20 protein-coding genes are annotated in these 20,300 nt (G+C 27.9%); 16 read left to right on the top strand and 4 right to left on the bottom strand.

Going from position 1 to position 20,300, the window contains the following annotated elements; translation table 11 throughout:
• The first annotated feature begins 189 nt into the window (after positions 1-189).
• The 14 genes from ACJJVY_RS05980 (at position 190) to ACJJVY_RS05915 (ending at position 16,115) form a co-directional block, all read left to right on the top strand.
• Complete coding sequence (locus ACJJVY_RS05980; protein WP_405606094.1) at positions 190-594, top strand: hypothetical protein; 405 nt, start codon at positions 190-192, stop codon at positions 592-594.
• Between the two features lie 18 nt (positions 595-612).
• Positions 613-1,500 (top strand): ABC transporter ATP-binding protein, encoded by an 888-nt coding sequence (locus ACJJVY_RS05975; protein ID WP_405606093.1) that lies wholly within the window; start codon positions 613-615, stop codon positions 1,498-1,500.
• Positions 1,501-1,575: 75 nt separating this feature from the next.
• Positions 1,576-5,232 (top strand): M1 family aminopeptidase, encoded by a 3,657-nt coding sequence (locus ACJJVY_RS05970; RefSeq protein ID WP_405606092.1) that lies wholly within the window; start codon positions 1,576-1,578, stop codon positions 5,230-5,232.
• 4 nt (positions 5,233-5,236) lie between these two features.
• Positions 5,237-6,319, top strand: a complete 1,083-nt coding sequence (locus ACJJVY_RS05965) for an esterase-like activity of phytase family protein (RefSeq protein ID WP_405606091.1) — start codon at positions 5,237-5,239, stop codon at positions 6,317-6,319.
• Positions 6,320-6,329: 10 nt separating this feature from the next.
• Positions 6,330-6,845, top strand: a complete 516-nt coding sequence (locus ACJJVY_RS05960) for a DUF6913 domain-containing protein (protein ID WP_405606090.1) — start codon at positions 6,330-6,332, stop codon at positions 6,843-6,845.
• A gap of 99 nt (positions 6,846-6,944) precedes the next feature.
• Positions 6,945-7,820, top strand: coding sequence for a 4-hydroxy-tetrahydrodipicolinate synthase (gene dapA / locus ACJJVY_RS05955; protein ID WP_405606089.1), 876 nt, complete (start codon positions 6,945-6,947; stop codon positions 7,818-7,820).
• Positions 7,821-7,963: 143 nt separating this feature from the next.
• Positions 7,964-8,836: an outer membrane protein assembly factor BamD gene (locus ACJJVY_RS05950; protein WP_405606088.1), complete on the top strand. Its 873-nt coding sequence runs from the start codon at positions 7,964-7,966 to the stop codon at positions 8,834-8,836.
• 8 nt (positions 8,837-8,844) lie between these two features.
• The gene (locus ACJJVY_RS05945) at positions 8,845-9,165 is read left to right on the top strand and encodes a DNA-directed RNA polymerase subunit omega (protein ID WP_405606087.1); all 321 of its coding nucleotides are present in this window, start codon (positions 8,845-8,847) and stop codon (positions 9,163-9,165) included.
• On the top strand, positions 9,165-10,379 hold the full coding sequence (coaBC, locus tag ACJJVY_RS05940) for a bifunctional phosphopantothenoylcysteine decarboxylase/phosphopantothenate--cysteine ligase CoaBC (protein ID WP_405606086.1): 1,215 nt from the start codon (positions 9,165-9,167) through the stop codon (positions 10,377-10,379). Before ACJJVY_RS05945 ends, coaBC begins: the two co-directional genes overlap by 1 nt.
• A complete protein-coding gene (locus tag ACJJVY_RS05935) occupies positions 10,372-11,262 on the top strand; it encodes a DUF4835 family protein (RefSeq protein ID WP_405606085.1) in 891 nt (296 codons plus the stop codon). The genes coaBC and ACJJVY_RS05935 overlap by 8 nt, the downstream gene beginning before the upstream one ends.
• A gap of 70 nt (positions 11,263-11,332) precedes the next feature.
• Positions 11,333-12,985, top strand: a complete 1,653-nt coding sequence (gene recN, locus ACJJVY_RS05930; RefSeq protein WP_405606084.1) for a DNA repair protein RecN — start codon at positions 11,333-11,335, stop codon at positions 12,983-12,985.
• 83 nt (positions 12,986-13,068) lie between these two features.
• Positions 13,069-13,875, top strand: coding sequence for an enoyl-ACP reductase (locus ACJJVY_RS05925; protein ID WP_405606083.1), 807 nt, complete (start codon positions 13,069-13,071; stop codon positions 13,873-13,875).
• Positions 13,876-14,067: 192 nt separating this feature from the next.
• Positions 14,068-15,021, top strand: coding sequence for a glycosyltransferase (locus ACJJVY_RS05920; protein WP_405606082.1), 954 nt, complete (start codon positions 14,068-14,070; stop codon positions 15,019-15,021).
• Positions 15,022-15,026: 5 nt separating this feature from the next.
• The gene (locus ACJJVY_RS05915; RefSeq protein ID WP_405606081.1) at positions 15,027-16,115 is read left to right on the top strand and encodes a hypothetical protein; all 1,089 of its coding nucleotides are present in this window, start codon (positions 15,027-15,029) and stop codon (positions 16,113-16,115) included.
• Between the two features lie 7 nt (positions 16,116-16,122).
• Here the strand turns inward: ACJJVY_RS05915 and mazG are convergent, their stop codons facing one another.
• From mazG to ruvX, 4 genes are all read right to left on the bottom strand, one after another.
• Complete coding sequence (gene mazG, locus ACJJVY_RS05910) at positions 16,123-16,902, bottom strand: nucleoside triphosphate pyrophosphohydrolase (RefSeq protein ID WP_405606080.1); 780 nt, start codon at positions 16,900-16,902, stop codon at positions 16,123-16,125.
• A complete protein-coding gene (locus ACJJVY_RS05905) occupies positions 16,902-17,324 on the bottom strand; it encodes a DUF5606 domain-containing protein (RefSeq protein WP_405606079.1) in 423 nt (140 codons plus the stop codon). The genes mazG and ACJJVY_RS05905 overlap by 1 nt, the downstream gene beginning before the upstream one ends.
• 56 nt (positions 17,325-17,380) lie before the next feature.
• A complete protein-coding gene (gene def, locus ACJJVY_RS05900) occupies positions 17,381-17,971 on the bottom strand; it encodes a peptide deformylase (RefSeq protein WP_405606078.1) in 591 nt (196 codons plus the stop codon).
• 126 nt (positions 17,972-18,097) lie between these two features.
• A complete protein-coding gene (gene ruvX / locus ACJJVY_RS05895) occupies positions 18,098-18,508 on the bottom strand; it encodes a Holliday junction resolvase RuvX (RefSeq protein ID WP_405606077.1) in 411 nt (136 codons plus the stop codon).
• A 200-nt stretch (positions 18,509-18,708) separates the two neighbouring features.
• Between ruvX and ACJJVY_RS05890 the strand changes: the two genes are divergently transcribed.
• Both ACJJVY_RS05890 and ACJJVY_RS05885 read left to right on the top strand, forming a co-directional pair.
• Entirely contained in the window at positions 18,709-19,524 is an 816-nt protein-coding gene (locus ACJJVY_RS05890) for a 2,3,4,5-tetrahydropyridine-2,6-dicarboxylate N-succinyltransferase (RefSeq protein ID WP_405606076.1), read from the top strand.
• 12 nt (positions 19,525-19,536) lie between these two features.
• A complete protein-coding gene (locus ACJJVY_RS05885) occupies positions 19,537-20,289 on the top strand; it encodes a glycosyltransferase family 2 protein (RefSeq protein WP_405606075.1) in 753 nt (250 codons plus the stop codon).
• Positions 20,290-20,300: the final 11 nt, after the last annotated feature.

Below are 20,300 nucleotides of genomic sequence, written 5' to 3'. Positions count from 1 at the left end.
TGAAGTTTAAAAGATTTGTTTATAAATTTTCTTTTAGAAATATAGAAAGAAAAGTTGTTGTAATAATTTAGACTTCTTAGTGTAAAAATAATACGATTTTTTTACTATATCTTTATATTTGTCTTAAATTTTGTAACAAATTACTTCTTAAATCTACAAATAGATTTAAATAAACCAGACTTAAATTTTATGAGAAATTTAAAAATCCTTTTTACAGTTTTTTCAATTTTTTTTATAATTAGTTGTAGTACTTCAACAACAAGGACTTCTGATTTACAACCAGATTTTAAAAATGGTTTCGAAAAAAGACTTAAAAAAGGGTTTGATTTTGAGAAATTAGACATTGATGCTTATTTTTCTAATAAAAACGGAATATCAGAAGAGAATGGAGTAAATTTAACATTTACAATAAGTGATTCATTAAAATATTCAAAGAGCGATTTTTTTAAAATATCAAAGCATATAAAAAAAGAAGTTCAAGAATATTTATTAGATTTAAATGATTACGATTACCTAAACATTACTTACAACAAAGTATCTGAAGAAGACAATACAGAAAAGACATCTTCTATGAAAATAAAATTAAAGCTATAATAAAACCAAACCTACAATATGAAATTAGTAATTAAAAATTTAACTAAAACCTATAAAAACGGGGTAAAACCTATTGATAATTTAAGTATTGAAATTGGTACAGGAATGTTTGGTTTGTTAGGGCCTAATGGAGCAGGAAAATCTTCTTTAATGAGAACGATTGCAACATTACAAAGTCCGGATTCTGGTTCTATTACTTTTGGTGATATTAATGTTTTAGAAGACAATATGTCTTTGCGTAAAGTATTAGGATATTTACCACAATCTTTTGGAGTGTATCCTAAAATGTCTGCTGATGAGTTGTTAGATTATTTTGCAACTTTAAAAGGAATCGCAAAAAAATCAGAAAGAAAAGCAATTGTAAAAGAGGTTTTAGAAATTACGAATTTATATGAAGTAAGACATAAACATGTTGCAGGTTATTCTGGCGGAATGAAACAACGTTTTGGTATTGCGCAATTGCTTTTAAATAATCCTAAATTAATTATTGTTGATGAACCAACTGCGGGTTTAGACCCTGCAGAAAGACATCGTTTTTTAAATGTTTTAAGAGAAGTTGGTAGTAATTGTACTGTTATTTTTTCTACACATATTGTGGAAGATGTTAAAGAATTGTGTAATGAAATGGCTATTTTAAACGGAGGTAGGATTTTAAAACACTCTACACCGCAAAAGGCAATAGAAGAATTAGAAAATACAATTTGGACAAAAATTGTAGAAAAAGATGATTTAGAAGAAAATATGAAACTTTACAATGTGTTGTCTAGAAATTTTAATACAGATAATACTTTAAATATTAGAGTGTATGCAACAGAAAAACCTTCAGATGATTTTGTAGCTACAACACCGCAATTAGATGATGTATATTTTATCGCTTTAAAACAAGATGAACCAGTAATTGCATAATTAGAATGTCTTTTCGAGCGCAGTCGAGAACTAAAGCTAAACAATTTAACAGTTCAACTTTTAAACATCAAAAAAATGTTTTCTACTATTTTTAAACAAGAATTAAAATACTGGTTTTATAAGCCTGTTTTTTATATTTATATTTCAATATTTTTATTAATTTCTTTATTTTTATCAGCAAGTACTGCGGGTATTTGGGATGGAATTTCTGGAACAACTGGTTCTTCTAGAATTGTAAATTCTCCTATTGGTGTTAAGAATTTATTAGGCGATTTTATTCTTTTTATCTTTTTTTTATTTCCTTCAATTATTGGAGTTTCTATTTATAGGGATTTTAAAAGTGAAATGCACACCATTTTATATTCGTATCCGTTTACAAAAGCCAATTATTTATTTGCAAAGTTTTTTAGCGGAATTGTAGTGGTTTCTGCGATTGTTTTGGTAATTGCTTTGGGGATGATTATTGGTTTTCGTTTTCCAGGAACAAATTCAGATATTGTAACTGATCTTAATTTAATATCGTATTTAAATACCTATTTGGTATATATTTTACCAAATGTATTGTTTTTTGGAGCTGTTGTATTTGCAATCGTTACTTTTTCTAGAAGTGTTGCTGCAGGCTTTATTACGGTAATCATTTTGTTTTTTGTAAGAGGTGCAATCAGTAGTATTTTATCAGAACCAGAGCAAGCAACTTTATTGGCAATTTTAGATCCTTTTGGTTCTTCTGCATCTTCTTATTATACAAAATATTGGACTGTTTCTGAACAAAATGAATTGCAACTACCTATAGGAGAATTGGTGATTTATAACCGTTTATTGTGGTTGGTAATTTCTTCTTTAATTTTTGGGTTGGTTTATAAATACTTTAAATTCACACAGAATGCAATTACGTTTTCTTTTAAAAGAGTTAAACCAGAAAGAGTTACAAAATCTAATTTTAGCGGAATTACAAAAATAACGTTACCAAAAGTAACCTACGATTACTCTTTTATTCAGAATTTAAAAGTAATGTGGAAATTGTCTAACATCGATTTTAAATACATTTTTAAAAGTTTACCATTTATTTGTATTCTTATAGTTGGTCTTTTAATGTTGTTTGGTACTTTATTTATTTCTAGTGAAATTTTTGGAACAGATACATTACCAGTTACTTGGCAAATGTTAGGCGGTGGTAATATCTTTAGTTTGTTTGTAATTAATATTTGTACTTTTTTATACGCTGGTATGTTGGTACAAAGAGCAAGAACTGCAAAAATCAGTCATTTAGTTGATAGTACTCCAATACCAAATTGGACGTTATTATTCTCTAAATTTATTGCAATTTTAAAAATGCAATTGGTTTTATTGGCAGTAATTATGGTTTCAGGTATGTTATTTCAAGCCTATCAAGGATATTATAATTTCGAAATTGGCCATTATATAAAAGAGTTATTTGGTTTAAAGTTTTTAAACTATGTAGTTTGGGCTTTCTTAGCCATTTTTGTACAAACGTTATTTAAAAATCAATATTTAGGTTTATTAGTTTTATTGATCGTCGCTATCGGAATTCCGTTTTTAAGCTTAGTAGGAATCGAATTAGCCATTTTTAAATATAATGAAGGACCAGATTTTAGTTATTCTGATATGAATGGTTATGGTTCTGCTTTGTCTAGATATTTATGGTATAAATTGTATTGGATTTTAGGCGGAACAATATTACTTATTACAAGTATTTTATTTTGGGTTAGAGGTTTACCAAGCTCTTTTGGAGAGCGAATAGAAATTGCTAAAAATAGATTTCAAGTATCTCAAATAATTAGTTTAGCTGTTGTTTTGGTTGCTTTTTTAAGTTTAGGATTTGCGATTTATCAAGAAACAAAGTCTGAGGAAGAAAACTCTGCTTCTAAGCAAGCCGAATTAAATGCTGTAAAATGGGAAAAAACCTATAAAAAATACGAAGATTACAAACAACCAAGAATTGTAGCTGTAAATGCTGATGTAGAAATTTATCCGAAGAAAAGAACATACAAAGCAAGTGCCGTTTTTACAATGATTAATAAAACGGATACAGCAATTGATAGCATTTTCTTAAATCATAATTCATTAGAAAACACCTTTAAGTTTAATATACCAAACAATTTGGTTTTAGAAGACACGGTGTTTAATTTTGATATTTATAAGTTCGATAAAAAAATACAACCAGGAGATTCTTTACAATTAACGGTTCATGTAAAAAGTGATAAAAACACGATGTTTGAAAGAAAATCGCCTGTTTTAGCAAACGGAACTTTTTTAAATAACTTTTCGATGTTTCCTAGTTTAGGATATTCTTCTGAAGGAGAACTTACGGATAATAAAACAAGAGAAAAATACGATTTACCACCCAATAATTTACGTCCACAACCTACAGATTCTACAGCCTTAGTAAATACTTATATTTCTAAAGATTCTGATTGGATAGATTTTGAAGCAACAGTTTCTACATCGGAAGATCAAATTGCAATTGCGCCAGGTTATTTGCAAAAAGAATGGACAGAAGAAGGTCGTAAATATTTCCATTATAAAATGGATAGCAAAATGTTGAATTTCTACGCATTTAATTCGGCAAAATATCAAGTTAAAAAAGAAATATGGAAAGGCATTAGTTTAGAAATTTACTACCATAAACCACATGATTTTAACTTAGGTAGAATGTTAAAAGGGATGAAAGCTTCTATTACTTATAACGAGAAAAATTTTAGTCCTTATCAACATAAACAATTAAGAATTATAGAGTTTCCTAGAACACACGGAACTTTTGCGCAATCTTTTGCAAATACAATTCCGTTTTCTGAAGGATTTGGTTTTATAGCAGCCGTAGACGATACCAATGATGATGGGGTAGATTATCCGTTTGCAGTAACCGCTCACGAAGTTGCGCATCAATGGTGGGCACATCAAGTAATTGGCGCAGATGTTTTAGGAGCCACAATGTTATCAGAAAGTTTATCGGAATATGTTTCTTTAAAAGTTTTAGAACATCAGAACGGAAAATCTAAAATGCGTACATTTTTAAAAGAAGCTTTAGATGGTTATTTAGTGCAACGAACTTTAGAAACTAAGAGAGAAAAACCATTAATGTATAATGATGGACAAGGATATATTCGTTATCAAAAAGGATCTTTGGTTTTTTATGCTTTAAGTGATTATATTGGAGAAGAAAAACTAAACGGAACGTTAAAAAAATATGTAGAAAAAGTGAAGTTTCAAGAAGCTCCGTATACAACTTCTGTTGAAATGGTAAATTACATAAAAGAAGTAACACCAGATTCTTTACAATATGTAATTAAAGATATGTTCGAAACGATTACACTGTATAAAAATAGAATTGTAGAAGCAAAATCGATACCATTAGGAGATGGAAAATACCAAGTGGATATAGAGTTTGAAGTTTCTAAATATAGAAATGATGAAAAAGGGAAAAAGTTCTATGGAGAAAAAGTTGGCGATACTTTAAGCTATATATCAGAAAATATGAGCAAACCAATTTTATCACTTCCTTTGCAAGATTATATAGATATCGGTATTTTTACAGAAGAAGAAATTGATGGAGTTACTAAAGAGAAAGAACTGTATTTACTAAAGCATAAGATAACACAGATCAATAATAAAATATCAATTATTGTTGATAAAAAGCCAGTAGAAGTTGGTGTAGATCCTTATAATAAATTGATTGATACAAAGTCTGACGACAACAGAAGAAAGTTATAATAAGATGAAGAAAGTATTTTTTGTAGCATTAATTATTTCTAGTTTTTTATCTTGTAAAACAACAAAGCAAGTACAACTAAATTTTTTAGACGAGTATGTTTTATCAGATTCTTTAACCTTTAATAATTCGGTTGTTGGCGGTTTATCAGGTATTGATTTTGCAAATAATCAATATTATTTTGTGGTTGATGATGCTAAAAATCCAAGGGTTTTGTCTGGAGAAATTAATGTATCAGACAATCAAATTAAAGGAATCAATTTTAAAAATCGTATTTTATTAAACGATTCTACAAATCAATTTTATAAAGAAAATGTACTCGATTTAGAATCTATTTTTGTAGATGAAAAAACAGGTGCAATCAATTTAACAAGTGAAGGTTCTATAAATTATAAAAAAATGCCATCAGTATTTAATATTGATGAAAACGGAATGTTTTTAGAGAGTTTTCAATTACCAGAAAATTTATCAAACTTAAAAACGATAAAGCACAATGCAGTTTTAGAAGGTTCTTCAAAAAGTTTTGATAATAAAGGTTTTTGGGTTGCTATGGAAGGGGTTTTAACGGTGGATGGAGAAGAACCAACTTTTACAAAAAAATCATCGCCAATAAGAATTACTCATTTTGATAATAAATCTAAAAAAGCAACCAAACAATTCGCCTATCAGTTAGAGCATATTACAAAACCTGCAAAAGGTAATATTAATTTAAACGGAGTAACAGCTATTTTAGAATATCAAAAAAATCACTTTTTTATTATAGAAAGAACCTATCAAAATGGTTACGGAGCTTATGGGAATATTATCAGAGTTTTTGAAGTTTCTGTAGATGAAGAAGCTACAAATATTTTAAATATTGATAGTTTAAAATCAACCAAATTTAAACCACTTAAAAAGAGATTAGTTTTTAATTTTGAAGATGTAAAAGACAAATTAATAGAAGGAATTATAGATAATATTGAAGGAATTACTTTTGGACCAAAATTACCCAACGGAAATCAATCTTTAATTTTAATTTCTGATGATAATTTTCAATTGTATGGTAAACAATTAAGTCAATTTATTTTGTTAGAGATTCAGAATAAATAAGTGTAAATTAATGAGTTTGTTTTATATAAAAGAATTAAGGTTAAGAAGATTATTCGATAAAATTTCATTAAAAAAAGAATCAATATTTACTGATAAAGAAATTAAAAGTATTGGGGTAATTAGTTTATTAACTATTACTGATAAATTTAATCTTGAAGCAGAAATCAAATCAACTTTAGGTATAGAGAATATTAAAATCTATAATTTTAGTAAAGAAGCAAAGGCAGAAGAAGATTCTTTTAATAGTTTTTCAAAAAACGATATTAGTAGTAGTGGAGAAATAATACAACCCAATTTAAAAAGCTTTTTAGAAGAACCTTTCGATTTATTAATTGGTTATTTTAATGAAGATAATTTATATTTAAAAATGGCTGTTTTAAAATCTAAAGCAACTTTTAAAATTGGTTTTACAGGAGTTAGTGAAAACTTGTATCGATTAGAAATAGCTGAAGAAATAGAGAATGTAAAGTCGTTTTCTTTAGAGTTGAAAAAATATTTAAAGCTTTTTAATAAGCTAAAAAATTAAACTTTAAGATTAAACTTGTTTATTATTTATGAGAATAAATTATTTATAGTTTAAATTAATCATAAAAGTGTAATTTTGCGCCTTATAAAATACTTAATAATGCAAAAATTTATTGGAACCGGAGTTGCGTTAGTTACGCCTTTTAGAGAAGATTTAAGTGTAGATTTTGATGCGCTAATAAAATTGGTAAACTACAATATAGACAATGGTACAGATTATCTAGTAATTAATGGTACAACAGCAGAAAGTGCAACCATTACAAAAGAAGAAAAACAAGAGATAATAGATATTATCATAAAAACTAATAATAAGCGTTTACCATTAGTTTTAGGTGTAGGAGGTAATAATACAGCTTTAGTTTTAGAAGAATTAAAAACAAGAGATTTTACAGGTATTGACGGGATTTTATCTGTTGCACCCTATTACAGTAAACCAACGCAAGAAGGATTTTATCAGCATTTTAAAGCAATTGCAGAAACTACAGATTTACCTATTATTTTGTACAATGTACCTGGTAGAACTGCAAAAAATATGGAGCCAGCAACCACACTTCGTTTAGCAAATGATTTTGAAAATGTAGTTGCAGTAAAAGAAGCTGGTAATAATCAACAACAATACAATACTTTATTAAAAGACAAGCCAGCAGATTTTTTAATTATTTCTGGTGATGATGATTTAGCTTTAGGAGTTGCTTTAGCTGGCGGATCTGGAGTTATTTCTGTAATTGGGCAAGCTTTTCCTAAAGAGTTTTCTACTATGATAAACCATGGTTTACAAGGAAATAATAAAGAAGGATATGAGATTCATTTTAAAATGATGGATATTATAGATTACATTTTTGAAGAAAATAATCCTGCCGGAATTAAAACAGTTTTACAAGAATTAGACATTTGTAAAAGAGATGTACGTTTACCTTTAGTAAAAGCAAGTAATGAACTTGAAGCTAAAATTTCTAAATTTGTAACGAATTTTTAAATAGGTATTTCAATACTAACATTAACAAACTTTTAGTAGCTTATAAAATCTTTTTTTACTTTTTTTGTGTCATAATTTTTAGACATAATTTGTCGTCTAAAAAAATGTTTTATTTATCCATAATTAATAACTAATTTTGCAGGATGCAAAAAATTAAAAATTTAGCGTGTTTATTGATTGTTTCACTTGTACTATTTTCTTGTGGAGAATATCAAAAAGTATTAAACAAAGGTTCTGTAGAAGAGCAATATAAAATGGCTGTAAAACTTTACGAAAGTAAAAAATACAGTAAAGCTTTACGTTTATTCGAAAAAGTTACACCTACTTATAGAGGTAAACCTCAAATGGAGCGTATACAGTTTATGGTAGCACAATCTAATTTTAACGAGAAAGATTATAGTATTTCTGGTTATTATTTTGATCGTTTTGCTAAAAATTATCCTAAAAGTTCTAAAAAAGAAGAAGCAGCTTTTTTATCAGCTTATAGTTATAAGTTAGCATCACCAGTTTATAGTAAAGATCCTACAGAAACAATTAAAGCTTTAGAAGCTTTTCAAGGTTTTATAAATGAATATCCAGATTCAGATAAAATTGAAGAAGCAAATCAGCATTATAAAGAGTTAAGATATAAACTTCAAAAGAAATATTTTGAAATTGCTAAGACTTATTATAGAACAGCAGATTATGATGTAAGAAATTACAAAGCTGCAATACAAGCTTTTGATAATTTATTGTCAGATTATTTAGGTTCAGAATTTAAGGAAGAAGCATTATTTTATAGATTAAAAGCAGCACATGATTTTGTGTTAAAAAGTACTATTAGAAGAAAACCAGAAAGAGTAAATGATGCTGTAAAAGCATACGAAAAATTAAAAAGAAATTTTCCTGAATCTCAATTTATGGAAGAAGCTAATATAATGTTAGCAACTTTAAATGAAGAAAAAAGGGTAGCAGATGAATTGATTGCTAAACAAATAGAATTTCAGAAAAAACAAAAAGAAAAAATAATTAAGTAATTATTATTATGGACTATAAAGATACAAAGGCAGCATTAAGTACTATTACTTATAACAAGAACGAAATTGAAGCTCCAACACAAAACATTTATGAAGCTATTTCTATTATTGCCAAAAGAGCAAACCAAATAAATGGAGACTTAAAGAAGGAATTGGTTGATAAATTAGATGAGTTTGCTACTTATAATGATAGTTTAGAAGAAGTTTTTGAAAATAAAGAGCAAATAGAAGTTTCTAAATTTTACGAAAAATTACCAAAACCAACTGCATTAGCTGTTGAAGAATGGTTGAATGATAAAGTGTATTTTAGAAACCCTGAAGCAGAATAATGTCTGTTTTAAGTGGAAAAAAAATACTTTTAGGGATTACTGCAGGTATAGCAGCATATAAAACGGCTAGTTTAGTTCGTTTATTTATAAAATTAGACGCAGAAGTTAAAGTAATTATGACTCCTGCGTCTAAAGATTTTATAACCCCTCTCACACTTTCCACACTTTCTAAAAATCCAGTTCATTCAACTTTTTATGATAAAGAAGATGATGAAAATGAATTGTGGAATAATCATGTAGATTTAGGTCTTTGGGCAGACTATATGGTTGTTGCACCAGCAACAGCTAATACAATGTCTAAAATGGCAAACGGTACTTGCGATAATTTATTATTGGCAACTTACTTGTCTGCTAAATGCCCAATTTATTTTGCTCCGGCAATGGATTTGGATATGTATATTCATCCATCAACAAAGAAAAGTTTAGACAAATTAAAATCTTTTGGAAATACTATAATTCCTGCAACTTCTGGTGAGTTGGCAAGTGGTTTAGTAGGCGAAGGAAGAATGGCTGAACCAGAAGATATTGTTTCTTTTATAGAAAAAGATGTTTTATCTAAATTACCATTAAAAGGTAAAAAACTTTTATTGACTGCTGGTCCAACATACGAAGCAATAGATCCTGTAAGATTTATAGGTAATCATTCTTCTGGTAAAATGGGATTTGCAATTGCAAAAGCTGCCGCAAATTTAGGTGCAGAAGTATATTTAATTTCAGGACCAAGTCATCAACAAATAAATCATTCATTTGTAAAAAGAATAGATGTTGTGTCTGCAGAAGAAATGTATAATGCAACACATACTTATTTTAAATCTGTAGACATTGCTATACTTTCTGCAGCAGTTGCAGATTATAAACCAAATAATGTTGCCACTCAGAAAATAAAAAAGAAAGATTCTTCGTTACAAATAGAGTTAGCGCCTACAAAAGATATTTTAGCATCTTTAGGTAAAATTAAAAAGGATCAGTTCTTAGTTGGTTTTGCTTTAGAAACTAACAATGAGTTAGAAAATGCTAAAGGAAAATTAAAACGTAAAAATTTAGATGCAATTGTACTAAATTCTTTACAAGATAAAGGAGCTGGTTTTGCAACAGATACAAATAAAGTTACTATTATTGATAAAGATTTGAATGAAAAATCTTTTGAATTAAAATCTAAAGTAGAAGTTGCTAAAGATATTATTAATGAAATTGTTAAAAAGATAAATGCATAAACTTGTTTCCTTTTTACTGTTGTTATTTTTAGTTTTAAAGATCAATTCACAAGAATTAAATTCTTTAGTGACTATTAATTATAATCAAGTAGAAGGTACTAATACACAGGTTTTTAAAACCTTAGAAAAATCTTTATCAGAATTTATCAATCAAACAAAATGGACTAATAAAGATGTGCAACCAGAAGAAAGGATAGATTGCGCATTTACAATTATTATAACTTCTAGACAATCTAATAGTTTTGAAGCTACTTTACAAGTACAATCTACAAGACCCGTTTTTGGTTCTACTTACGCATCTCCTGTATTAAGTTTAAAAGACAATGATTTTAGTTTTAGATATAATGAATTTGATCCTTTAATTTACAATAGAAATTCTTTTGATAGTAATTTAGTATCTACAATTGTTTTTTATGTAAACCTAATTTTGGGCGCAGATGCAGATACTTTTAAGCAAAATGGTGGAGAAGCCTATTTTAAAGAAGCGCAAAATGTAATGCTACAAGCTCAACAAAGCGGGCTTTCTGCATGGCAAAATGTGGTAGGAGAACAAAATCGTTTTTTGTTAATTGACAATTTTTTATCACCAAAATTAACAGGTTTTAAAACGGCAACTTATAATTACCATAGAAAAGGTTTAGATAATTTAATATCAGATAAAAGTGGTGCAAAACAAGCTATTGAAAATGCTGTTATTTCTTTAGAAAGTCTCTATAATAAAACTGTTGGTAATTATTTAATTCGTTTGTTTTTTGATGCAAAAGCAGATGAAATTGTAAATATATATTCTGATGGACCCGAAACGAGAAGTCAAAATAAACTAACACAAGTTGTCAAAAAAATATCTCCAAACAACAATTCTAAATGGAAAGATATTAACTAGTTTTTAATTTCTTTTTACCTTTAATCTTTATTCAAATTTCACTAATTTTATTTTTTAAAATTCAGAAAATTTGTTAGCAAAACTTTCCATAAATAACTACGCATTAATCAATCAATTATCTATTGATTTTTCTTCAGGTTTATCCATTATAACTGGTGAAACCGGAGCGGGTAAATCTATTCTTTTAGGTGCTTTAGGTTTGGTTTTAGGTAATAGAGCAGATTTATCTTCATTAAAAGATACTACAACAAAATGTGTTGTAGAAGCAAAAGTTGCTATTTCTAATTATAATTTAGAAAGTTTTTTTGAAGAAGTAGATTTAGATTACGAAGCAGAAACTATTATTAGAAGAGAAATTCTACCTTCTGGTAAATCTAGAGCCTTTGTAAACGATACTCCGGTAACTTTATCGGTTTTAAATAAGTTAAGAACAAAATTGATTGATGTACATTCTCAGCATCAAACAATGGAATTGTCAGATAACGATTTTCAGTTTTCTATTTTAGATGCTTTGGCAAAAAATAGTAAAAGAATAGCATCTTATAAAAGAGGATTTTCACAGTTAAGTAAATTAAAAAAAGAACTTTCGCAATTAGAAGTTCAAAAGAAAGAAGCAAATCAACAATACGAATATAATTTGCATCTTTTTAAAGAACTAGAAGAGGCAAATATAAAAGAGGAAGAACAAGAAGAATTAGAAGAAAAATTAGAAAAATTAAATAATATTGAAGAAATAAAAAGTAATTTATCTGAAGCTTTAGAAATTACAATTAACGAAGAAATCGGAATTCAGAATTTATTAAATACTTTAGAAAACAGATTGTCTAAGATTGCAATTTTTTCTAAAGAATATCAAAATTTATCAGAAAGAATTACATCTGTAAAAATAGAGATTGATGATGTTGTAGCAGAATTAGAAGATGCAAATGAAAGCGTAGATTTTAATCCAAATGAAGCCGAAGAAATTAATGATAGATTACAGTTATTATATAATTTACAAAAGAAACACACAGTAAGTAATAATTTAGAGTTGATTAATGTTTTTGAAGATTTATCAGAAAAAGTAGCTCAAGTTGAATCTGCAGATGAAGTTATCAACGAAAAACAAAAAGAAATAGATGATATTTCTGTAAAATTAGATAAAGTAGCTGATTTAATTACCAATGCAAGAACCAAATCAATTCCTAAATTAAATAAAGAATTACAAGCTTTATTGACAGATTTAGGAATGGAAAACGCCCGTTTTTCAATAAAAATAACGCCAACTAAAAATTATTTTGCAAATGGAAAAGATGAATTAGAATTTCTTTTTTCTGCAAATAAAGGCGGTAGTTTTGGTGAACTTAAAAAAGTAGCTTCTGGTGGAGAATTATCTAGAATTATGCTTTCGGTAAAAACAATTTTATCAGAAAACACACAATTACCAACCATTATTTTTGATGAAATAGACACAGGTGTTTCTGGTGAAGTTTCTAACAGAATTGCTGCAATTATGCAAAAAATGAGTAAAAATATGCAAGTAATTGCCATTACACATTTACCACAAATAGCCGCAAAAGGAAGCAATCATTACAAAGTGTTTAAAAAAGAAATAAAAGGAGTTACTACAACCAATTTAAAGCAATTATCTGTTGATGAAAGAGTCAAAGAAATTGCAGAAATGTTAAGTGGTAAAGATATTTCAGAATCGGCATTAACGCATGCTAAAGAATTATTGAATTAGTTTTTAAAGTCAGTCTCAGCGTAGTCTAGAACTAACAATAAAACATTATTATTCACTATTTACTAAATCCTAATTATTAAAAGATGTATAATTTACTAAAAGGAAAAAAAGGAATTATTTTTGGCGCTTTAAACGAAAACTCTATCGCTTGGAAAACAGCAGAAAGAGCATTTGAAGAAGGAGCAGAGTTTGTGTTAACAAATGCACCAGCTTCTATTAGAATGGGGCAATTAGATGTTTTAGCAAAGAAAACAAATGCTCAAATTATTCCTGCAGATGCTACATCAATAGAAGATTTAGAGAATTTAGTAGAGAAATCTATGGGCATTTTAGGTGGGAAAATTGACTTTGTTTTGCACTCGATTGGTATGTCTGTAAATGTTAGAAAAAACAAACCTTACACAGATCCTAATTATGATTTTACAGAAAAAGGTTGGGATGTTTCAGCCGTTTCTTTTCATAAAGTGTTAAATGTTTTGTATCATAAAAAAGCAATGAAAGATTGGGGTTCTATTGTTGCGTTAACTTATATGGCTGCTCAAAGGGTATTTCCAGATTATAATGATATGGCAGATAATAAAGCCTATTTAGAATCTATTGCACGTAGTTTTGGGTATTATTTTGGACGAGATTTTAACGTGCGCGTAAATACAATTTCTCAATCTCCAACGCCAACAACTGCTGGTAATGGCGTAAAAGGTTTTGATGGATTTATTAATTTTTCTGAAAAAATGAGTCCGTTAGGTAATGCTTCGGCAGCAGATTGTGCAGATTATACCATTTCGTTGTTTTCAGATTTAACAAAGAAAGTAACTTTGCAAAACTTGTTTCACGATGGCGGATTTTCTAATATGGGCATAAGTGATGCAGTTATGGAAAAGTTTGAATAATTTTTTTTGAAGCTATTTCCTGCTTTACACTATATCTTTTTTATGAAAAATAAAAAAGGATGCCGTTTCAATCAGGGCTAAACTTGTTTGCTAACTTTTAGAAAACTAAAAAGAGAAAAAGTATTTTTAATTATTTACTTTTACAATATAGTTTCAAAACCAAGAACTTTGAAGCTTTGAAACTTTAAAACTTTGAAACTTTTTTACTCCATAATTATCCCAGTTTACAATCGTCCAAATGAAATTGACGAGTTGTTAGAAAGTCTTACAAAACAAGATTATACTAACAATTTCGAAGTTTTAATAATAGAAGATGGTTCTACAAACAAAAGCGATTCAATTGTAGAAAAATATAAAAGTCAACTCGATTTAAAATACTTTTTTAAAGAAAATAGTGGAGCAGGAGTAAGTCGTAATTTCGGAATGCAAAAAGCTTCAGGTAATTATTTTATCATTTTAGATTCAGATGTAATTGTTCCAAACCAGTATTTATCCGAAGTGCAAAAAGCTTTAGACAATAATTTTACAGATGCTTTTGGTGGCCCAGATGCAGCTCATAAAAGTTTTACTTCCTTACAAAAAGCGATTAATTATTCCATGACTTCTGTTTTAACAACAGGCGGAATCCGAGGTAAAAAACAAGCAGTTGGTAAGTTTCAACCGAGGAGTTTTAACTTAGGTTTGTCTAAAAAAGCATTTGAAAAAACACAAGGTTTTTCTAAAATGAAAAACGGAGAAGACATCGATTTAACATTTCGTCTTTGGGCAAATGGTTGTGAAACACAATTGATAGAAAAAGCTTTTGTTTATCATAAAAGAAGAAGTACCATTCAACAATTTTTTAAACAAACTTTTGGTTTCGGAACCGCAAGACCAATTTTGAATAAAAAATATCCATCAACAGCAAAACCAACTTATTGGTTTCCTTCTCTATTTATTTTAGGATTCAGTTTAAGTATCGTTTTAGCTATTTTTGGTCATAATTTATTTTTAGCTTTTTATGTATTTTATTTCTTACTAATTTTCCTAGATTCTTTGTTTCATAATAAGAATATATATGTAGCTTTTTTAAGTATTATAACATCTTTAACCCAGTTTTTGGGTTATGGTTTAGGTTTTTTAGAATCTAAATTTTTAAAAAAATAGTATATATGGAAAGGTCAAAATATGTAAGTACAGAAAATTTAAATATTACATATTTATTTGGTGCTGGCTCTAGTTTTAATTCTGTTCCAATTTGGAACAAACAGGGTGAAACTATGATTTTAATAGGAGAATGGGTTAACTCTTTAATTCTTAATGTGGAACTAAATAGAGATAAAGATTTAAAAGTTTTATTTAAAAATTCTACAATAAAAAGAACTGGAGATAAGTTAATAGAGCTTGGTTATAAAGCTTTAGAATTTGGAACCTTAGATATTTATGCTAGAAGCTTATTTTTGCTCGATGAAAAAGAGAAATTAAATAATTTAAAATATCATTTAAGAGTTTATTTTGATATTTGGGAAAACTTTTATTATAAGAAAAGTCTTATAAATAAAGAAAAAAGATATTCAAAAATTGATAAAAGATACTATAGTCTACTTTCTGTTCTTCTTGAAAAAGGAAAGTTGAATCCAGAATTAAATAGTAATGTCTCATTTGTAAGTTGGAATTATGATTTACAGTTAGAAAATTCATTTAGGTCTTTTATGAGAGGTTCCGAAAACACTAATTTAGAAAGCGTAAATAAATATTTTAATTTTTTTGAATCTAATGAAAATCAAGATATCATACATTTAAATGGTTTTAGAGGTTTTTTTAATTGTGATAAAAAGTTATATCCAAATGTAGAACCAAAGTTTTTAAACACAATTGAAGATTATTTATTTGGTTTATTAAATAATAGTAATCAATTTTCAAGTATTGATTATTCAAATAATATTAAATATGCATGGGAAACAAATTCGGAAGCATTGAGTTCAGCAATTGAAGTTTTTGAAAAAACAAATATATTAATTGTAATAGGGTATTCTTTTCCATCATACAATAGGTTAATAGACAGTAGATTAATAACATCTTTGGGGTCTAAAGCAATAAATAAGGGTATTAAAGAAGTTATTTATCAGAATCCAAATGCAAATTTGGATTTAATTAAAAATATTTGTGGAGTAAAACCCGTTCATTTTCAAAATACAGATCAATTTTATATTCCACATGAATTTTTATTTCCACAAAAAGCGCCAGAAATGTTCTTTTGATAGTAACTTATTTAAAAAACTCTTTAGATTTTTCCCAATAGATATCCATTTCAGTTAAAGACATATCTGCAATATTTTTGCCTTCTTTTTTAGCTTCTTGTTCTAAAAACTGAAAACGATTGATAAATTTTTTATTCGTTTTTTCTAAAGCATTTTCTGGATTTACACCAATAAAACGAGCATAATTTATCATAGAAAATAAAACATCACCAAATTCTTTTTCAGTATTTTCTTTATTTCCTGCTTTAATTTCTTCGTTTAATTCTGTTAGTTCTTCTTGTACTTTTTCCCAAACTTGTTCAGGTTTTTCCCAATCGAAACCAACTCCTTTTACTTTTTCTTGAATTCTACTAGCTTTTACAACAGCTGGTAAACTTTTAGGAACACCTTCTAAAACAGATTTGTTTCCTTCTTTTAATTTTAATTGTTCCCAATTACGCTTTACTTCTTCTTCACTTTCTGCAACAACATCACCATAAATATGTGGGTGTCTGTGAATCAATTTATCAGAAATAGCGTTGGCAACATCAGCTATATCAAAAGCTTTTTGTTCGCTTCCAATTTTAGCATAAAAGACGATGTGCAAAAGCACATCGCCTAATTCTTTTTTTATTTCTTGTAAATCATTATCTAGAATAGCATCAGCTAATTCGTACGTTTCTTCTATTGTAAGATGACGTAAACTTTCTAAAGTTTGTTTTTTATCCCATGGACATTTCTCTCGAAGATCGTCCATAATATCTAACAAACGATTAAAAGCTGCTAACTGATCTTTTCTAGAATTCATTATGATTCAGTCTCTGGTTCTTCTGTTGTTTCTTCAATTTTAGTAAAATCCATACCAGCTTTTACTAACATGTTAAACCACTGTATTACTTTTTTAATGTTAGAAGCATATACTCTTTCTTCATCATAACCAGGTAAAACTTCTGCGAAAAAAGCAGTTAATTTTTTGCTACTTTCTTTATGAGATAAAGCTTCTTTACCTTCTGTTTTTTCGAACATAGCAGTAAAAACCTCTAATAAAGGTACATCTTCTTCGTATGTGTAGATAGCAATGTTTTCTAATAAACTTACATTTTGAGTAGCGTTTATAGCTAAACGTTTGTTGTCTATTAAAGATTCTGCAATTACTGCATTTTTAGTTTGAGAGATTACTTGAAATAATCCTGGTTTACCAGTTACGGCTATTATTTTACTAAATTCCATTTGTGTTTTTTTGTGAGCTTGTTTAATATTTAAAATACAAGCATTATTTTTTATTATTATTTTCCTTTTTTAGCATTAGGAAAACGCATTCTATAATCTGCTCTAATTTTTCCTTTAGAAATGTTTTCTAATTTCTTTTTTATCAATCTTTTTTTTAGCGTAGAGAGTTTGTCTGTAAATAAAATTCCGTCTATATGATCGTATTCGTGCTGAAAAACTCTAGCAGCTAAACCATCTAAAGTTTCTGTATGAGTTTTAAAGTCTTCGTCTTGGTATTCTATGGTAATTTTAGGTTGACGAAAAACATCTTCTCTGACGTCTGGTATACTTAAGCAACCTTCGTTAAAAACCCATTCATCTCCTTCTTCTTCTAAAATTTTAGCATTTATAAATACTCTGTTAAAGTTTTTTAAAGCCTCTCTATCTTTTTCAGATAAATCTTCATCTTCTGCAAAAGGAGAAGCATCAATAACAAAAAGACGAATAGCTTTACCAATTTGTGGAGCAGCTAAACCAACACCAGAAGCATTGTACATAGTTTCCTTCATGTTAGAGATAAGTGTTTCTAATCCTGGATAATCTGCATCAATATCAGTTGCTACTTTACGTAAAACTGGATCTCCATATGCTACAATAGGTAAAATCATGTCTTTATTTTTAAGGTTCGCAAAAGTACAATTTAGAATTACGAATTACGAATTTTTGAATTATGAATTTTTAGAAGTAATATTTTTTATAATTGTTTTAACAATTTTACAAGAAAGAAAGCTTTATTATTTGTTGTATAAATATGATTGTAAAATAATGGTAGCACTAATTTCATCAACCAAAGCTTTATTTCTACGTTGTTTTTTATTAAGTCCACCATCAATCATTGTTTGAAAAGCCATTTTAGAGGTAAAACGTTCATCAATTCTTATTAAAGGTATTTGAGGAATTTGTTTTTCTAGTTTCTTTAAAAAAGGAAGAATTAAAGCTTCACTTTCACTATCGTTATTATTCATTTGTTTAGGCTTACCTACAATAAAAAGCTCTACAGTTTCTTTAGAAACATATTCTTTTAAAAATACAATTAACTTTTCTGTATTTACAGTTGTTAATCCAGAAGCAATAATCTGAAGTTCATCAGTAACTGCAATACCTGTTCTTTTTTTTCCAAAATCAATTGCGAGAATTCTACCCAAATTAAAAATTTTAGCAAAAATAAAAGTTATAATTCAATAATTAAAATATTATATCATAAGTTAACTGATTAATAGTTAGATTTTAGCATTTTAATAATGGCATAGCATTTTAAACAACAAGCAATAATCTGTTTAAAAAACGTATATTCGTTCTTGTTTTTTGTGGATAAATTTATATTTGCACAAATTAATTTATTAGGATGAAAGAAATTAGAGAAATCATAGAGGCAGCTTGGGAAAATAGAGAGTTGTTAAAAGAAGAAAATACAACTAATACAATAAGAAAAGTTATTGATTTATTAGATAAAGGAGAATTAAGAGTTGCAGAACCAATAGAAAATGGTTGGCAAGTTAATGAATGGGTTAAGAAAGCAGTAGTTTTATATTTCCCTATTCAAAAAATGGAAACTTTAGAAGCGGGTATTTTTGAATATCATGATAAAATGCCATTAAAAACTGATTATGCAGCGCAAGGAGTTCGTGTAGTTCCTGGAGCATCTGCACGTAAAGGATCTTACCTTTCACCAGGTACTATTTTAATGCCAAGTTATGTAAATATTGGTGCTTATGTAGACGAAGGTACAATGGTAGATACTTGGGCAACTGTTGGTTCTTGTGCACAAATTGGTAAAAATGTACATTTATCTGGTGGAGTTGGTATTGGTGGAGTTTTAGAACCATTACAAGCTGCTCCTGTAATTATAGAAGACGGAGTTTTTGTTGGTTCTAGATGTATTGTTGTAGAAGGTGTAAGAGTAGAAAAAGAAGCAGTTTTAGGAGCAAATGTTGTTTTAACAATGAGTACTAAAATTATAGATGTTACTGGTGATGAACCTATAGAAACGAAAGGTGTTGTACCTGCTAGATCTGTAGTGATACCTGGTAGTTATACTAAAAAGTTTGCAGCAGGAGAATACAATGTACCTTGTGCTTTAATTATTGGAAAAAGAAAAGCAAGCACAAATAAAAAAACATCTTTAAACGATGCATTACGTGAATATGACGTAGCCGTTTAAGAAAATTAAACTATGACAAAGATTACTGCTATTATACCTACTTTAAATGAAGAAATTCATATTAAAGAAGCCATCGAATCTGTTAGTTTTGCTGATGAGATTATTGTAATAGATTCTTTTAGTACAGATAATACAGTAGTTTTGGCAGAAGAGTATAATGTAAAAATCATCAAACGAAAGTTTGATGATTTTTCTTCTCAAAAAAACTTTGCGATAAGTAAATCTACAAATTCTTGGATTTATATTTTAGATGCTGATGAAAGAGTTTCATTAGAATTGAAAGAAGAAATTTTACAAGCTGTTAAAAGTCCTAAAGGCTTTGTTGGTTTTTCTTTTAATAGAGACTTCTATTTTATGGATAAACAAATTAAATTTGGTGGTTATAGTAACAACAAAGTAATTCGTTTATTTGATAAGAATTTTTGTAAATATAATGGTAGTTTGGTCCATGAAAAAATTGTTGCAAATGGAAAAATAGGAGAAATAGAAGAGCCGATTAAACATTATTCTTATAAAAACTTTAGTCATCATTTAACAAAGATTCAAAATTACAAAGAACTACAAGCAAAAGAACTTTTTAAAAAAGGTAAAAAATCTTCATTATTAAAAATTATTATAAAACCAAAAACAAGATTTTTAACTCACTATTTTTTTAAATTAGGTTTTTTAGATGGTTTTAGAGGTTTTGTTATTGCTGCACTCCAGGGTTACGGAATTTTTATTAAATATGTAAGTTTAAGATTGTTAGAAAAGAGAATTAAATAATTTTATAAAAA

The sequence above is a fragment of the Polaribacter sp. Asnod1-A03 genome (assembly GCF_045063585.1).
Taxonomy (GTDB): domain Bacteria; phylum Bacteroidota; class Bacteroidia; order Flavobacteriales; family Flavobacteriaceae; genus Polaribacter.
Note: the sequence above shows the minus strand (reverse complement) of the source record. Positions and strands in the feature narration are given on the sequence as shown.

Bases quoted from the DNA above. Each gene is read 5' to 3' on its own strand.
- ACJJVY_RS05980 (WP_405606094.1), top strand. From the start codon at position 190: ATGAGAAATTTAAAAATCCTTTTTACAGTTTTTTCAATTTTTTTTATA.
- ACJJVY_RS05975 (WP_405606093.1), top strand. From the start codon at position 613: ATGAAATTAGTAATTAAAAATTTAACTAAAACCTATAAAAACGGGGTA.
- ACJJVY_RS05970 (WP_405606092.1), top strand. From the start codon at position 1,576: ATGTTTTCTACTATTTTTAAACAAGAATTAAAATACTGGTTTTATAAG.
- ACJJVY_RS05965 (WP_405606091.1), top strand. From the start codon at position 5,237: ATGAAGAAAGTATTTTTTGTAGCATTAATTATTTCTAGTTTTTTATCT.
- ACJJVY_RS05960 (WP_405606090.1), top strand. From the start codon at position 6,330: ATGAGTTTGTTTTATATAAAAGAATTAAGGTTAAGAAGATTATTCGAT.
- dapA (WP_405606089.1), top strand. From the start codon at position 6,945: ATGCAAAAATTTATTGGAACCGGAGTTGCGTTAGTTACGCCTTTTAGA.
- ACJJVY_RS05950 (WP_405606088.1), top strand. From the start codon at position 7,964: ATGCAAAAAATTAAAAATTTAGCGTGTTTATTGATTGTTTCACTTGTA.
- ACJJVY_RS05945 (WP_405606087.1), top strand. From the start codon at position 8,845: ATGGACTATAAAGATACAAAGGCAGCATTAAGTACTATTACTTATAAC.
- coaBC (WP_405606086.1), top strand. From the start codon at position 9,165: ATGTCTGTTTTAAGTGGAAAAAAAATACTTTTAGGGATTACTGCAGGT.
- ACJJVY_RS05935 (WP_405606085.1), top strand. From the start codon at position 10,372: ATGCATAAACTTGTTTCCTTTTTACTGTTGTTATTTTTAGTTTTAAAG.
- ACJJVY_RS05925 (WP_405606083.1), top strand. From the start codon at position 13,069: ATGTATAATTTACTAAAAGGAAAAAAAGGAATTATTTTTGGCGCTTTA.
- ACJJVY_RS05915 (WP_405606081.1), top strand. From the start codon at position 15,027: ATGGAAAGGTCAAAATATGTAAGTACAGAAAATTTAAATATTACATAT.
- mazG (WP_405606080.1), bottom strand. From the start codon at position 16,902: ATGAATTCTAGAAAAGATCAGTTAGCAGCTTTTAATCGTTTGTTAGAT.
- ACJJVY_RS05905 (WP_405606079.1), bottom strand. From the start codon at position 17,324: ATGGAATTTAGTAAAATAATAGCCGTAACTGGTAAACCAGGATTATTT.
- def (WP_405606078.1), bottom strand. From the start codon at position 17,971: ATGATTTTACCTATTGTAGCATATGGAGATCCAGTTTTACGTAAAGTA.
- ACJJVY_RS05890 (WP_405606076.1), top strand. From the start codon at position 18,709: ATGAAAGAAATTAGAGAAATCATAGAGGCAGCTTGGGAAAATAGAGAG.
- ACJJVY_RS05885 (WP_405606075.1), top strand. From the start codon at position 19,537: ATGACAAAGATTACTGCTATTATACCTACTTTAAATGAAGAAATTCAT.